This is a genomic window from Kitasatospora atroaurantiaca (assembly GCF_007828955.1).
In the GTDB taxonomy this organism is placed as follows: Bacteria; Actinomycetota; Actinomycetes; order Streptomycetales; family Streptomycetaceae; genus Kitasatospora; species Kitasatospora atroaurantiaca.
In genome coordinates this window covers 3,654,175-3,667,440 of sequence record NZ_VIVR01000001.1, presented here as the reverse complement: position 1 = coordinate 3,667,440, position 13,266 = coordinate 3,654,175, and the positions used below count along the sequence as shown (strand labels likewise).

At 64.8% G+C, this 13,266-nt stretch carries 14 protein-coding genes; 13 read left to right on the top strand and 1 reads right to left on the bottom strand.

Annotated features, from left to right (window positions below; genetic code table 11):
- Window positions 1-134: 134 nt before the first annotated feature.
- Window positions 135-437 carry a hypothetical protein gene (locus FB465_RS16925; protein ID WP_145791634.1) on the bottom strand — a complete coding sequence of 101 codons (303 nt, stop codon included), beginning with the start codon at window positions 435-437 and terminating at the stop codon, window positions 135-137.
- 1,117 nt (window positions 438-1,554) lie between these two features.
- On the opposite strand from FB465_RS16925, the gene FB465_RS16920 reads away from it, so the two are divergent.
- From FB465_RS16920 to FB465_RS16860, 13 genes are all read left to right on the top strand, one after another.
- Entirely contained in the window at window positions 1,555-1,908 is a 354-nt protein-coding gene (locus FB465_RS16920; RefSeq protein ID WP_145791632.1) for an HNH endonuclease, read from the top strand.
- A 249-nt stretch (window positions 1,909-2,157) separates the two neighbouring features.
- A complete protein-coding gene (locus FB465_RS16915) occupies window positions 2,158-2,529 on the top strand; it encodes a phage terminase small subunit P27 family (protein ID WP_211785803.1) in 372 nt (123 codons plus the stop codon).
- A gap of 6 nt (window positions 2,530-2,535) precedes the next feature.
- The gene (locus FB465_RS16910; RefSeq protein WP_211785802.1) at window positions 2,536-4,101 is read left to right on the top strand and encodes a terminase large subunit domain-containing protein; all 1,566 of its coding nucleotides are present in this window, start codon (window positions 2,536-2,538) and stop codon (window positions 4,099-4,101) included.
- Between the two features lie 42 nt (window positions 4,102-4,143).
- The gene (locus FB465_RS16905) at window positions 4,144-5,499 is read left to right on the top strand and encodes a phage portal protein (protein ID WP_145791628.1); all 1,356 of its coding nucleotides are present in this window, start codon (window positions 4,144-4,146) and stop codon (window positions 5,497-5,499) included.
- A complete protein-coding gene (locus tag FB465_RS16900) occupies window positions 5,462-6,139 on the top strand; it encodes an HK97 family phage prohead protease (protein WP_211785800.1) in 678 nt (225 codons plus the stop codon). The genes FB465_RS16905 and FB465_RS16900 overlap by 38 nt, the downstream gene beginning before the upstream one ends.
- Complete coding sequence (locus tag FB465_RS16895) at window positions 6,139-7,317, top strand: phage major capsid protein (protein WP_145791627.1); 1,179 nt, start codon at window positions 6,139-6,141, stop codon at window positions 7,315-7,317. Before FB465_RS16900 ends, FB465_RS16895 begins: the two co-directional genes overlap by 1 nt.
- A gap of 63 nt (window positions 7,318-7,380) precedes the next feature.
- Entirely contained in the window at window positions 7,381-7,746 is a 366-nt protein-coding gene (locus FB465_RS16890) for a hypothetical protein (RefSeq protein WP_145791625.1), read from the top strand.
- Window positions 7,747-7,754: 8 nt separating this feature from the next.
- Window positions 7,755-8,186, top strand: coding sequence for a hypothetical protein (locus FB465_RS16885; protein WP_145791623.1), 432 nt, complete (start codon window positions 7,755-7,757; stop codon window positions 8,184-8,186).
- Between the two features lie 8 nt (window positions 8,187-8,194).
- Window positions 8,195-9,193, top strand: a complete 999-nt coding sequence (locus FB465_RS16880; protein ID WP_145791622.1) for a phage tail tube protein — start codon at window positions 8,195-8,197, stop codon at window positions 9,191-9,193.
- Entirely contained in the window at window positions 9,186-9,614 is a 429-nt protein-coding gene (locus FB465_RS16875; protein ID WP_145791620.1) for an HK97-gp10 family putative phage morphogenesis protein, read from the top strand. Before FB465_RS16880 ends, FB465_RS16875 begins: the two co-directional genes overlap by 8 nt.
- A 12-nt stretch (window positions 9,615-9,626) precedes the next feature.
- Window positions 9,627-9,893 (top strand): hypothetical protein, encoded by a 267-nt coding sequence (locus FB465_RS16870; protein WP_145791618.1) that lies wholly within the window; start codon window positions 9,627-9,629, stop codon window positions 9,891-9,893.
- A 314-nt stretch (window positions 9,894-10,207) separates the two neighbouring features.
- Window positions 10,208-12,400, top strand: coding sequence for a phage tail tape measure protein (locus FB465_RS16865; protein ID WP_145791616.1), 2,193 nt, complete (start codon window positions 10,208-10,210; stop codon window positions 12,398-12,400).
- A 46-nt stretch (window positions 12,401-12,446) separates the two neighbouring features.
- A complete protein-coding gene (locus FB465_RS16860) occupies window positions 12,447-13,244 on the top strand; it encodes a hypothetical protein (RefSeq protein WP_145791615.1) in 798 nt (265 codons plus the stop codon).
- Window positions 13,245-13,266 lie beyond the last annotated feature (22 nt).

Sequence of the window (13,266 nt, the reverse complement as noted above, 5' to 3'; positions counted from 1 at the left end):
ACGGGCACTCAGGGACACGGACGGCAACGTTCAATTGCCCTGCCGCCCGTGCCACGAGCTCAAGAGCCGCGAGGGTCTCCATTCACGGGTGGGTGGCACCGGCTGAAGTGTCGGGGACCTGCCTCGATGATCCGCTACTGGATGACCTCGTAGATCTCCTTGTAGCCAGATGTCGCGTAGCTGTTAAACGTGTTGATCAGCGACTGCACGTTCTCATCCGAACTCGCGAAGAACCCTCGCTCCATGGTGAAGTACTGGTCGAGGCTGTCGAATTCCCATTGGCAGACGACCGTGTCCATGGGGCCAGCGTAGTCGACGTAGATGCGCCGGTTCGTATACCCGGCTTCTTCAAACACCGCAGTGAGGGTCTTGAACGCCGCCACGATCTCCGGCGCTTTCCCTCGTTCGGCTCTGTACACCTCGCGCATCATGTACACGACGCGATCACCTTTCCGTTGCGGGAGACGAATGAATTCCATGGACAGTGGCTGCTACCGCACCGGAGGAAGGCCGATACGGCTGCCGTCGCCATGGTGACAGTCACACTGCTGCGTGGCTTGTACGCCACGCGCAACCTGGTCGCAGAAGTGTCAATCCCCCGTAGCCATGCGTTCAAGCTGTGAGTGGAGGGAGCCAGGGGTTACCGGTGAGGGCGTCGCGGATGGCGCGCATGGCTGAGTGCCCGTGGGCGCGGGCGGTGGTCAGGTAGGAGCGGATGCGTAGGTAGCGGCGGGCGCCTTCGGTGGAAGGGGCTTCTCCGGCTGAGCGGACTCCCTTACGGAGTCCGAGCCTTCCGCTGTGTCCTGCTCGTCAGACATGCTGCTCCCCTCTCCCGGCCGGCTCGGTGGCGACTCGTCCGGATCTTCCCATGACAAAGCGTCAGCAAGCCATGACCGTCAATCATGTCATGTACGCGCTATGTCGCCAGGTGGACCGCTCAGCGGGGCGGGCTCTGACCAGCGGGAATGGTGTTTTGGTGTTTTGGTGCCTGATCTCAATCCCCCTCCGGAAATCACGAGGTAAACCGGTCGGCACTGCAAATCGCCAAACCGCCACACCAGACCGCCCAGGGTGGGAAGTCGTTGCGCTCTAGTTCCCCATGAGAGAGCAGCCGATCGGCCCGACGCTCACACGGGGGGATGCCGGGAAGTCGTTGCGCTCTAGTACGGGTAGAAGGCGGGGAGTTCCGCACACCCCTTCGTGGCTGGTGGTCAGAGAACCCCGCCTTCTGTCCGTCCCGTCCATGCTGCTCTGCCGTCGCGTTACTTCGGGGGAAGTGAGTCGACCTGAGCGCGGGACGTGCGGGGGACCGTATCGCCCATGAGTAACCAGTCCTTCGGGGCTGCCGAAAGGGGTTGAAGCCATACGGTCCCCCGTGCCGCACGCACACCCACCTGACCCAATCGGTAGAGGTGCGCGGTACCGGCCCCCTGGGGCATCGGCCGCAGAGTTCCCGGTCCGAGTCCGGGGGTGGGTACTGACTGGCCACCTACGGACGTCCGTAGGTGAGGGTGTCTCAAGGGGTACGGGGGTCATCCCCGGAAGGGGGGTGTCATGCGTACCCGGTGCCTTGACTGTAGGGGGTGGGCTACCCATGCGGGGCGGTGCGAGCAGCACTACCGGGCTTACGAGTCCGGCCGCACAGTGCAGTCACATCGCAAGCGGCGTGAGGCGATAGCGCGCGGCAGCAATGCAGCGGCTCGTCTGCGGTCTGCGGTCCGCAAGGCTGGGCAAGCGACGTGCGCCACGTGTGGTGGTTGCTTCCTGCCTTCGGGTGTGGACATTGACCACGTGGTCCCGCTGGCGCTCGGTGGTGAGGACGTTGAGACCAACGTTCAGCCCCTCTGCAAGAGCTGTCACAAGGCGAAGACCCGACGGGACTTCGATCACCAGCGTCCGCCGTTCTGACCCTGGCTGGGCGGGGCGGTCCGGAAGTTCCCAGCCTTGCCGCCCAGCGATCCCGGCCCCAGCTCAAAACACGCACGCTAGGTGTGACGCCGTTTTTGGGCCGGTCGATGCCCGCTGAGCTGCAATAACGAACCTGGGGGCATTCGAGAACGACCCCGTTAACGGTGTCTGGGGGTGCCCATGAGCAGGGCTAAGGCCCCCGGAGTGCGCACGGGGAACGCGAACGGTCCGGCCGACGAGACTGCCCCGGTGGTCTACGAAGGCCGTGCGCCCCGCGTACCGGCTCACCTCAAGCGCGTGGGCAAAGAGGTCTGGCGGACCGTCTGGGCTGCCGGTAGCGGGGCGTACAGCCCCGAGACGGACCGGTACATCATCCTGCGGTACGCCGAGCTTCACGACCGGCGCGCGCACCTTCTCGCTTCCGTTGATAACGACGGCCTGATGACGGTCGGGTCCACCGGTCAGCCGGTGGTGCATCCCGCGATGCGGTACGTCGAATCGACGGAGAAGGAACTACGGGCTATTGAGACGGTAATCGGCTTCACGCCGGAAGCCCGGATGCGCCTGGGAATCGTGGCCGCTGAGGCTCGCAGGGTGGCTGCCGGCCCAGAGGACTTCTAACTACATGTGGGGGTGATCGTGGCCGGTATTGATCCGGTGATCGCTCGCCACATCCCCGCTGACGCGCCGTTCCCCTCCGAGGGGTATCGGGTGGCCAACTGGATTGAGAAGTTCTGTTACCTGACTGGCTCGTTCGCCGGTCAGCCGTTCCGACTTCTCCAGTGGCAGCGTGACCTACTCGTTGACGCGTACGAGCTTCGGCAGCTCGCTGACGGCCGGTGGATTCGCAAACACCGCATGGCAGTTGTGTGTATCGCTCGGAAGAACGGCAAGAGCACGATTGCCGCCGCAATCATGCTGTACCACCTGATAGCCGACCGCGCCGATTCTCAGCGGCAGATCATCGCTGCCGCGAACGACCGGAATCAGGCGCGCATGGTGTTCGATGCTGCCAAGCAGATGGTCAACGCTTCGCCGAAGCTGTCGGCCGTCGCCACGGTGCAGCGTGACGTGATCCGCTTCAAGGACTCGACCTATCGAGTCGTCAGCGCGGACGCCGGACGGCAGCAGGGTCTCAACCCGTCGGCCGTCAGCTTGGACGAGTACGCGTTCAGCAAGAATGCCGACCTGTTCGACGCGCTGACGCTGGGCAGTGCCGCCCGCAACCAGCCCATGACCTGGGTGGTCTCGACAGCCGGCCCGGACCCCGACGGCCCGTTCGCGAAGCTCTGCGAACAGGGTGAGCGGGTCAACTCCGGTGAGGCCACTGACCCGACGCTCTTCTACCGGTCATGGGGTCCGCGCCTGGGCGACACCGTTGACCACCTGGACCCCGCTGTGTGGCGCGCGTGCAACCCCTCTTTCGAGATCCTGAACGAAGAGGACTTCCGCGCTGCCGCCCAGCGGAGCACCGAAGCAAGCTTCCGGATCTACCGGCTTTCCCAGTTCGTCCGTGGCGCGTCTACATGGCTGCCTCACGGGCTCTGGGACTCCCTGGCGATAGAGGACACCTTGAGGCCCGGCGACGCCGTTGTCTGCGGTTTTGACGGGAGTTGGAAGGGCGACAGCACAGCGCTTGTCGCCTGCCGGGTGTCGGACCTTCGCGTGTTCGTCCTGGGGCACTGGGAGGCCCCGCCGGATGACGCTCACTGGCGCGTGCCCATGGCTGACGTGCGGGACGCTCTCCGCTCCGCGCTGGACACGTACACGGTGCGCGTCCTGGTCGCCGACCCGTACCGCTGGGAGGAGACGCTAGACAACCTTGAGGCGGAGGGGCACCCGGTTGAGGCGTTCCCGACCAACTCTCTGGCGCGAATGGTTCCGGCAACTCAGGCCGTCTACGACGCGTGCCTTGACGGTCGCCTGTCCCATGACGGCAACCCCGCTCTTGCGCGCCACATCGGGAACGCCGTCCTTCGTGAGGACCACCGGGGCGCCCGGATCACGAAGGAACACGCCGGGTCGCGCCGGAAGATCGACCTAGCAATAGCCATGATCTTGGCCGTCCATGGGGCGGTCATGTTCCGGGACGAGAACCCCGGACTCATTGACTCTCCGATCCTCGCCACCTGGGAGCAGGACGGACAGGTCTTCGCCTTCGGCGGGTCCGCCGAATTCTTCAACGATCTATGACACCCACCTACGGACGTCCGTAGGTGGCACGGGGGGTGTGCCATGGGGTTTTGGCGTGCCCTGTTCCGGGGCTCAAGTTCCGGAAAGTCTGAGTCTCGCGTATGGGATGACGCCACGGGCGAACTGTTCCCGTATCCCGGCCTGGTCGGTCAGTCCGGCCAGCGAGTCAACGCGAGTACTGCACTACAGGTGTCGGCCGTCTTCGGGTGCGTCCGCCTTCTCAGCGAGACGATTGCAACGCTGCCGGTGGCCACCTACTCACGGCGCGGGGGTGCCCGACGGGAAGTCACTTCTCCGACGTGGCTCGACTACCCGACCGCTGAGCCGGGGGGAGTGGGCCGGATCGACCTTCTCTCTCAGGTGGTGCTGTCGCTGCTGCTTGAGGGGAACGCGTATCTCGCGGTTACGTGGGACGGCCCCAACATCGTTGCGATTGAGGTACTGGACCCCTCAAAGGTCCGGGTTCACACGGTCATCATCGACGGCCGGCGACGCAAGATTTTCGACTGTTGGGACGTCGACCGGGACGGCAACGAAGTCGCGTTGGGCTGGTTCACCACTCGGGATATCTTGCACATTCCGGGGATGATGCTGCCGGGTGATTTCACGGGGGTCTCGCCGATCGCCTACGCCCGTGAGTCCATCGGGCTCGCGCTGGCAGCACAGACCTACGGCGCGCGGTTCTTCGCCAATGGCGCCATGCCTGGGGCGGTAGTTGAGGTTCCGGGCGCCATGTCCGAAGAGGGGCTTGCCCGCGCTCGTGAGGCGTGGCGGTTGGCCAACTCCGGTGTGGAGAACGCTCACCGGGTCGCGCTGCTGACCGAAGGCGCCAAGTTCAGCAAGATCGCCATGAGCCCGGACGAGGCTCAGTTCTTGCAGACCCGACAGTTCCAAGTGCCGGAGATTGCAAGGATATTCGGGGTTCCGCCTCATCTGATCAGCGACGCGACCAACTCAACGAGCTGGGGCAGCGGGCTCGCCGAGCAGAACCAGGCGTTCGCGATGTTCAGCCTTCGCCCGTGGCTTGAGCGCATTGAGGCGGGGCTCACCCGGCTTCTCTACGCGGAGTCGGCGAACCGGCAACTCTTCGTGAAGTTCAGCCTTGACGGTATCCAGCGAGGTGCCCCGGCGGAGCGCATGAACATGTACTCCATCGGTTTGCAGCAAGGCATTTACTCCATCGACGAAGTGCGCGGGTGGGAAGACCTTGAGCCCCTGCCGGATGGCCTGGGCGCCGCGCACCGTGTGCCGCTGAACCTCGCTGACGTTGCCGCACCGGACGACGCGCCGAAGGCGATTGAGCCCCCACCTGATCAGCAAAGCCCGGACGACCAGGGCGACGAGAACGAGGGGGAGGCAAGTGAAGACGGAGCGCCGCAACCTGACCAGGCCGGCTGAAATCCGAACCAACGGCGACAGCGTGACCATGCGCGGATACGCCTACCGGTTCAACGAGTTGAGCCACAACCTGGGGGGCTTCCGGGAACGGATTCTCCCCGGTGCGGGCGCGAACTCGCTTCGGACCAACGACGTGTTCGCCACGTTCAACCACGACAACAACAACGTACTCGGCCGTCGGACCGCCGGAACTCTTCGGACCGGTGAGGACGACGAAGGCGGCTGGTACGAGATCGACCTACCGAATACCACGGTAGGCCGCGACCTTGCCGAGCTTCTGCGGCGGGGCGATATCAACGGCAGCTCGTTCACGTTCCGCGTAAAGGCCGATGGTCAGCGTCGGGCTTCCGACGACGACCCGGAGACGGGTCTACCCGTCCGGGAGATCACGGCCATGGACGTGATGGAAGTCGGACCGGTTCTCAACCCGGCGTACCCGACCACGGATGCCGCGCTCCGCTCCATTGAGCTGTGCCTAGGGGTGACGCTCGCGCTCGAAATCGAGAGCGAGACCGAAGAGTTGGCCGAAATCGCCACGGGCGAAGACGAGCCGGACGAGCCGGATTCCGGCGAAGACGAAGCGAAGAAGAACGCGCGTGCACTGGCTCGCGCACTTACGACCACGGGGGGCCGTTACTAATGGACGCTACTACTCTCGCCGCGAACTTTGAGGCCCGTGAGAAGGCCGTCAGCGAGCTTCGGGCGCTGACTGACGAGTTCGCCGGCAAGGACATGGACGCTGACGCTCGGGCGAAGGAGAGTCGCCTACTCGACTCGATCGCCGACTATGACGGTCGGGTGCGTCGGGGCATTGAGGCGGTCAAGTCCTCTGAATCCGTGACTTCCCTCATGGCTGGTCTCAAGGGGACCGGCAGCAAGCGGGAGGCTCAGGAGAAGCTTGACGCGACCGCTGATCAGCTCCGCTCGCTTGAGCTGGGCCAGGCCGCCGACTTCGCGCCCGAGCGCCGCGCGGTGGACACCACGACCGGCAAGAACGTCATCCCGCGCACGCTCTTCGGCCAGCTCCTGGCGGAGGCGGTCTACCGCTCTACCGTCATGCGGAACGGCGCGTCGATCCTGTCCACGTCGTCCGCTGAGCCGCTGGACATCGTGGTCATGACCGGCCGCGCGTCCGCTCAGATCACCGCTGAGAACGGCCAGATTCAGGAGTCCTACCCGACTCAGGTCACGCGCTCTCTCGGTGCCTACAAGTACGCATACGCGTCTGTCGTGTCGTCCGAGCTGATCCAGGATCAGGCGCTGGACCTGGTGGGCTTCCTGGTGGGCGACGCCGGTCCGGCGATCGGTCACGGCATGGGCACTCACTTCCTGGCCGGTGACGGCGTGGGCAAGCCGACCGGCATTCTCAAGGCCGCTCCGGCTGCCACCGCCACGTTCAAGATGCCCGGTGGCACCAACAAGGACACGGGCGTTTCCGACGGCCTGATTGACCTGTTCTACGAGCTTCAGCCCGCCTACCGAAGCAACGCCACCTTCGTTGTCTCGGACAAGATGGCTGCGGTCATGCGCAAGCTCAAGGACGTGAACGGTCAGTACCTCTGGCAGACCGCCCTTGTCGCCGGTCAGCCGGACCTGTTCAACGGTCGCCCCGTTGCTACCGACGTCGCGATGCCGGACAACCAGGTTCTCTTTGGCGACCTGAGCAAGTACAAGATCCGCTTCGCCGGTCCGCTTCGCGTTGAGCGCTCCCTTGACGCGAAGTTCCTGAACGACCAGGTGGTCTACCGGTTCATTCAGCGTGCCGACGGCCTTCTGACCGACCTGCTGTCGGCGAAGGTCCTGACCGTCACCCCGTAAGGGTTCTGATCGGGGGTCACCTACGGACGTCCGTAGGTGGCCCCTTGCCCGGAAAGGGGGTTCATGTCCTACGCAACGGTTGCCGAAGTCCGGGCGCTCGACGGCATGGAAGACGTGGCGCTCTTCCCCGATCAGACGGTAAGTGACGCTCTCGCGTACGCCGTTGAGACGGTCGAGACCTACACGGGTCGCAAGTGGGAGGGGACCGACGCGCCCCCGGAGACGATCCGGTGGTGTGTGCGGACGCTCGCCCGGCAGTACTGCCTAGATCTCGTGTCGCGGGTGCCGGACCGGGCGCTACAGCTTCAATCCGAGTTCGGCTCAATCCAGTTGGCCCAGGCGGGCGGCAACTGGCGTCCGACGAGCCTGCCGGAAGTCAATGCCCAACTGAACAGGTACCGCGTGCGGTTGCCGTTCTTCTTCCTGTAGGGGCTGCCGTGACGCTGATCTTTGAGGCGAAGGTTGCCCTGTTCGACCGGCTCAAGGTGCTCGTTCCCGCTGGGGTGCAATGCACCTTCGCGGACACGGGCAAGGCGGACAGGCGCTCTCAGGTGTGGTTGGGGGAGACCACCGAAGACGACCTTGAGCCTGTCGCCATGCGGGCGGGGGGACGCAAGCCGACGGCCGTGAGCGGGGTTGTGGAAGCTCACGCGCTCGTCATCTCGCCCGGTGGGCCGATCGTGGCGGAGCGGGCCGTTTACGGCCTTCGTGAGCACATCGCCGAAGCCTGCCGCTCCCTCGACCTGGGGGCCGTGCCTGGGCTGATCGACGTACGGCCGGAGTCCGCCCAGGTGGACACGGCGGAGACCACAGACGGCGCGTACAGCGCGCTGACAGTCCGCGTGAGGGTGCGCGGACGAGAAACCTAGGGGGGGCCATGGCGCTAGACGCATCCATTGGTATCGGCGCTGAGTCCGACTACGGAACTGCCGCTACCGCACTGACCGGCTACGAGGGCAAGTCCGATTCGTGGAAGGTGAGTCGGGAGTTCATTGAGTCGGTGGGCTTCCGTGCCGGCCTACAGACCGCCCGCGCCGACCGGCGAACGATCATCAACATGGGCGGGGAAGGCGAGCTTGAGCTAGACCTGTTGGACGTGGGCGCGGGGGACGTGCTCCGGGCGGTGTTCGACAAGCACACCGCGACGGACGCGGGCGGCAAGACGACTCACGTTCTCGAAACCGGCGTGTACTCCGGTGCCCCGTCGTGGACGGCTCAGATGGTCCGCCCGACCGTTGAGGGAACGCGGGTCGCTTACAAGCACATCGGTTGCGTGGCAACGGAGTTCACGCTGACGGCCGATCTCAAGGGGGCCGTCGGGCTCAAGGTCGGCTTCGACTTCCAGGACGTCTCACACACGAAGGTCCCGGCTCAGATCCTCGCCCCGGTCTACCCGGCGAGCGCCCGTGCCTACGACTGGACCCGTACCGCCCTGACGCTCAAGCGGGCAGGTGTGTCGGCCCCGGTTGACGCGTCCAAGCTGGAGATCAAGGCGGACTTGGGGCTCAAGACCGACCGCCGGTTCCTGCGGGGCAGCTCGCTCAAGCGCAAGCCCGTACGGGCCGCTGTGCCGACCTTTGAAGGCTCGTTCGAGGGCGAGTTCACAGACGCGACGCTGCCCCTGTACGAGGCGTTCCTAGCCGGTGAGATCCTGGGCCTGACCATCGACCTTGCGGGGCTCACTCCGGGCACGTCGATGCGCTGGGAGTTCCCGGCAATCCAGCTCACGGGCGAGTCGCCGGAAGCGTCCGTTGACGACGTGACCGCGATGAAGCTGCCCTTCCGGGTGCTCGACCCCGGCGACGGTTCACCGGCCATGCGGGTCACGTACGTTGAGCCGTCCGCGACCCCGCCGGCTCCGCCTTCCGGTGGCTGATTCCGCGTTCACGGTCCGCGTTGAGGGGCTGGACGACTTGAAGCGCGCCTTGCGGCAGCTCAAGGACTCCGACCTGAACAAGCGGGTCCGTGAGGTCAACAAGGCTGCCGCCGAGATCGTGAAACCGGAAGCGCGCAAGACCGCGCCGAGCGGTCACCGGTCCCGCAAGGACTCGAAGAAGTACAAGCCCGGAAAGCTGGAGAAGTCCATCACGGTTCTCGCATCTGCGAACAGCGCTGTGATCAAGGCGGGTTCGGCTTCTCGGGTGCCGTACGCCGGGGCAATTCACTTCGGATTCCCGAAGCGGCACATCAGAGCGAACCGGTTCCTATACCGGGCAATGGCGCGAACCTCCGACGAGGTGTCGGAGACGTACGAACGCGAGATCACCGACGTGATCCGCGAGAAGCTTGAGAGCTAGGAGACACCGAAAATGGCCAAGAACACCGCTGACATGGGCGAGCTTCTTTCCGTCGATATCGACTCCCTGTCCATTGAGGAGATCGAGACGATCGAGGAGATCATTGACGCGCCGCTCGATTCCCTCGCTCAGCCCGGCGTCCGTCGGGGCAAGATGCTCCGCGCTATGGCGGTCGTGATCAAGCGCCGGACCGATCCGACCTTTTCCATTGCGGATGCCGGTCGGCTCCGGATCTCGATTAAGCAGAAGAAGGCGGACCCTTCCGCGCTCAGCGCGTAGTGACGTGCGCTCGTCTGCTGGGGCATTTTCGGGGGCTCACCCTGGCAGACGTGCGCGCTATGCCGCTGAGGGACTTCAACGCTCTGGTGGAGCAGATGACCGACGACATTGAGGCACGGGAGCGGGCTGAGGGGCGCTCTTCCCGTGGTCGGTCGGGTGGGGGAAGTGGCGAGCGGAGAACGCCCGTCATGACATAACGCTCCGTATATTCCGCGGGAGGGATTTAATCAGCACAGAGTCACATTGTCACTCTGTGTCTGCGAAAACTCTCCCGCGGGCTATGCGGACAGTAACGGGGGATCGGGGGCCGGAGAGTGTCGGCTAAGCCGATCAAGATTACCCTTCTGGGGGACATTACCGAGCTGGCGCATTCGCTCGGAGAGGCCGCGAAGGACGTTGACACCTTCGGGAAGAAGGCCGGTGCTCTCGCTCTCGCCGGGGGTGGCGCTGTCGCGGCGGGGCTGACGGAAGGTCTGTCCGAAGCGATGGACCGCGCGAAGGGAAACAACCTTCTCGCCGCTCAGATCGGGGCGACGCCGGAGCAGGCGAAGACGCTCGGAGCGGCAGCGGGCAAGATTTTCGGTGACGGCCTGGGCGAGAGCGTCGAAGAGGTCAACGAGGGATTGAAATCCCTTTGGCAACAGGGGCTTGTACCCGCCGGAGCGACGGCCGATCAGATCGAAGGAATCGGCGCGAAGCTCATGAACGTCTCGAAGGTCATGGGCGAAGACCTCGGCCCGACCGCCAATGCGGCCGGACAGATGGTCAAGACCGGCCTTGCCAAGAACTTTGACGAAGCCATGGATGTGCTCGTTCGCGGAACACAGCTCGGGATCAACAAGAACGAGGATCTTCTAGACACGTTCAACGAGTATTCCGTTCAGTTCAAGAAGGTCGGCATGAGTGCCCCGATGGCCCTGGGGCTCATGAACCAGGCACTCGCTGCGGGCGCCCGTGACTCCGATCTCGCTGCCGACGCAATCAAGGAATTCTCACTTCGCGCTATCGACGGCTCAGCCGGTTCGGCAGCCGCGTACAAGGCGCTCGGCCTTGACGCGAAGAAGATGACGGAGACCATTGCCCAGGGCGGCCCGAAGGCAGCTGAGGCAACACAGCAAGTCTTCGACAAGATGCGGGCGTTGAAGGACCCCGTTGACAAGAACACGGTTGCCGTCGGCCTGTTCGGCACTCAGGCGGAAGACCTGGGCCAGGCCCTGGGCGCGATGAACCCGAGCACCGCCGTTGCCGGTCTGGGGCAGGTGGCCGGCGCGGCTCAGAAGGCAGGTGACACCCTCAACGACAACACGAGCACGCGCCTTGCGGCCTTCGGGCGGCAGGCTCAGCAATACCTGGTTGACCTGACAGCCAACTATGTTCTGCCGATCCTGGAGAAGGTCACCAGTCACTTTCACGACGTGGGCAGCGCGATCGGCGCGGCGGCCGGATTCGTGGATCAGTACCGGGTACCGCTGGGCATCCTGGCGGGCGTCATCACGGTCGTCCTGCTGCCCGCGCTGATCGCCTGGGGCGTGAACGCCACAACGGCGGCCGTTGCCAACGCCGTTGCCTGGGTGACCAGCACCACCACCGCGACGACGAGCGCCGCAAGTCAGGTGCTCGCTCACTGGGCCGTCGTGGGCGGCTGGATCAAGTCGGCTGCCCAGGCCGTCATTTCAGCGGCCCTGGTGGTTGGTAGCTGGATAGCCATGGGTGCGGAAGCACTCGTTCAGGCTGCCCGCATGGCCGCTGCGTGGCTCATCGCCATGGGACCGGTCGGAATCATCATCGCTATCGTGGTCGCCCTGGCCGCGCTGATCTGGGCCAACTGGGACAAGATCAAGCAATGGACCGCCGAAGCCTTCGAGTGGATCTGGCAGAAGATCCAACAGGTCTTCGAGTTCTTGAAGAACCTCTTCCTGAACTTCACCGGACCCGGCCTCATCATCAAACACTGGGACACGATCAAGAACGCCACGGTCGGAGCCTTCCAATACGTGGTTGATTTCATCCGGAGCTCGTTCAACACGGTCGTCAATTTCTTTGTGACGCTGCCTCAGCGCATCCTTGCCATGGCGGGTGCGATCGGCAATGCCGCGATGGATATTGGCTCGCGACTGATCAACGGCATTGGGTCCGGGCTGTCGAAACTCGCGAGTTTTGGCGGGGATATCGGCTCGGCCGTGCTGGACGCCGCGAAGGGCGCGATCAACACCGTGATTGATCTTCTGAACCGCGCGATCCCGGACCGGCTGGGCTGGGGCCCGGTGGCGATCAACCTTCCCGCGAACCCGATCCCGCGCATCCGCGCCATGGGTGGCCCGACGTCCGGCCTGACCCGCGTGGGTGAGCGCGGACCGGAGTGGGTCAACCTGCCGCGCGGATCGACCGTGATTCCCAACCATGCCGGGGGAGTTGGGGGCGGCGTGGTGGTCAACGTGACCAGTCAGGCCGACCCGTTCGCCATTGGGCGCGAAGTCGCCTGGGCGCTTCGGGTCGCGCCACGGTAGGCGCCTACGGACGTCCGTAGGTGCTCAGCTTCAAGAGGGGGACAGCATGGCGGAGTTGGATGAGTGGACGTGCGAGTACGACGGGCTTGTCATCGGCTCGTCCGACTCCGCCCTGTCCCTGGCGCAGGTTGACGGCTTGCTCGCGCTGCCGGAGATTCGGAGTTCGGACCTGGCCCTTGTGCAACGTGACGGACTCTGGCCCGGCGACGACTACCTGAACGGGCGGAGCGTGACCCTGACGGTTGAGGTGTACGGCAAGGACAAGGCGGAGTTCTCAAAGGCCCTGAACGGCCTACAGGCAGCCTTTCGGCCCGGTCGGGCGGAGATTCCCCTGCGGTTCCGGTTCCCTGGGCTCGCGGCGGGCGCCACAGCCTTCGTCAAGGCTCGTCCGCGCAAGCGCTCCGCTCCTCTTGATCTGAACTTCGCCTACGGGGTGTGCAACGTCGCGGTGGAGCTGTACGCCACTGATCCGAGGCTGTACGCCGACGCGCCCCGGAACGTCCGTGTCAGCACGTCCCCGACGCTGCCCGCCCCGGTCACCTACTTCACTCAGCAAGGTGCCATTCCGGCTCGTCCTGTGGTGAATGTGGCAAGCGCCAAGAACCCGGTGCTGATTGACGACGTGACCGGCTATCAGTTCGGTGTGACCTACACGGGGGCGTTCACCGTGGACAGCGCGGCTCAAACGGTCACGACCAGCACGGGGGCCGATATCACCGGGCTCGTCACAGCGGGTTCGGTGTGGCCGGAATACGCGGCAGGGGACCACCGGATCAGGCTCACGAGCGAGGACGCCACCGTTCAGGCGACCGCCGTACTCACCTGGCGCGAAGCCTGGGTGTAGCCGGCCAGGAAGTCCTTGCGCT

Excerpts from the sequence above, each read along its gene's own strand:
- FB465_RS16920 (WP_145791632.1), top strand. The coding sequence starts at position 1,555 with ATGCGTACCCGGTGCCTTGACTGTAGGGGGTGGGCTACCCATGCGGGG.
- FB465_RS16905 (WP_145791628.1), top strand. The coding sequence starts at position 4,144 with ATGGGGTTTTGGCGTGCCCTGTTCCGGGGCTCAAGTTCCGGAAAGTCT.
- FB465_RS16895 (WP_145791627.1), top strand. The coding sequence starts at position 6,139 with ATGGACGCTACTACTCTCGCCGCGAACTTTGAGGCCCGTGAGAAGGCC.
- FB465_RS16890 (WP_145791625.1), top strand. The coding sequence starts at position 7,381 with ATGTCCTACGCAACGGTTGCCGAAGTCCGGGCGCTCGACGGCATGGAA.
- FB465_RS16880 (WP_145791622.1), top strand. The coding sequence starts at position 8,195 with ATGGCGCTAGACGCATCCATTGGTATCGGCGCTGAGTCCGACTACGGA.
- FB465_RS16870 (WP_145791618.1), top strand. The coding sequence starts at position 9,627 with ATGGCCAAGAACACCGCTGACATGGGCGAGCTTCTTTCCGTCGATATC.
- FB465_RS16860 (WP_145791615.1), top strand. The coding sequence starts at position 12,447 with ATGGCGGAGTTGGATGAGTGGACGTGCGAGTACGACGGGCTTGTCATC.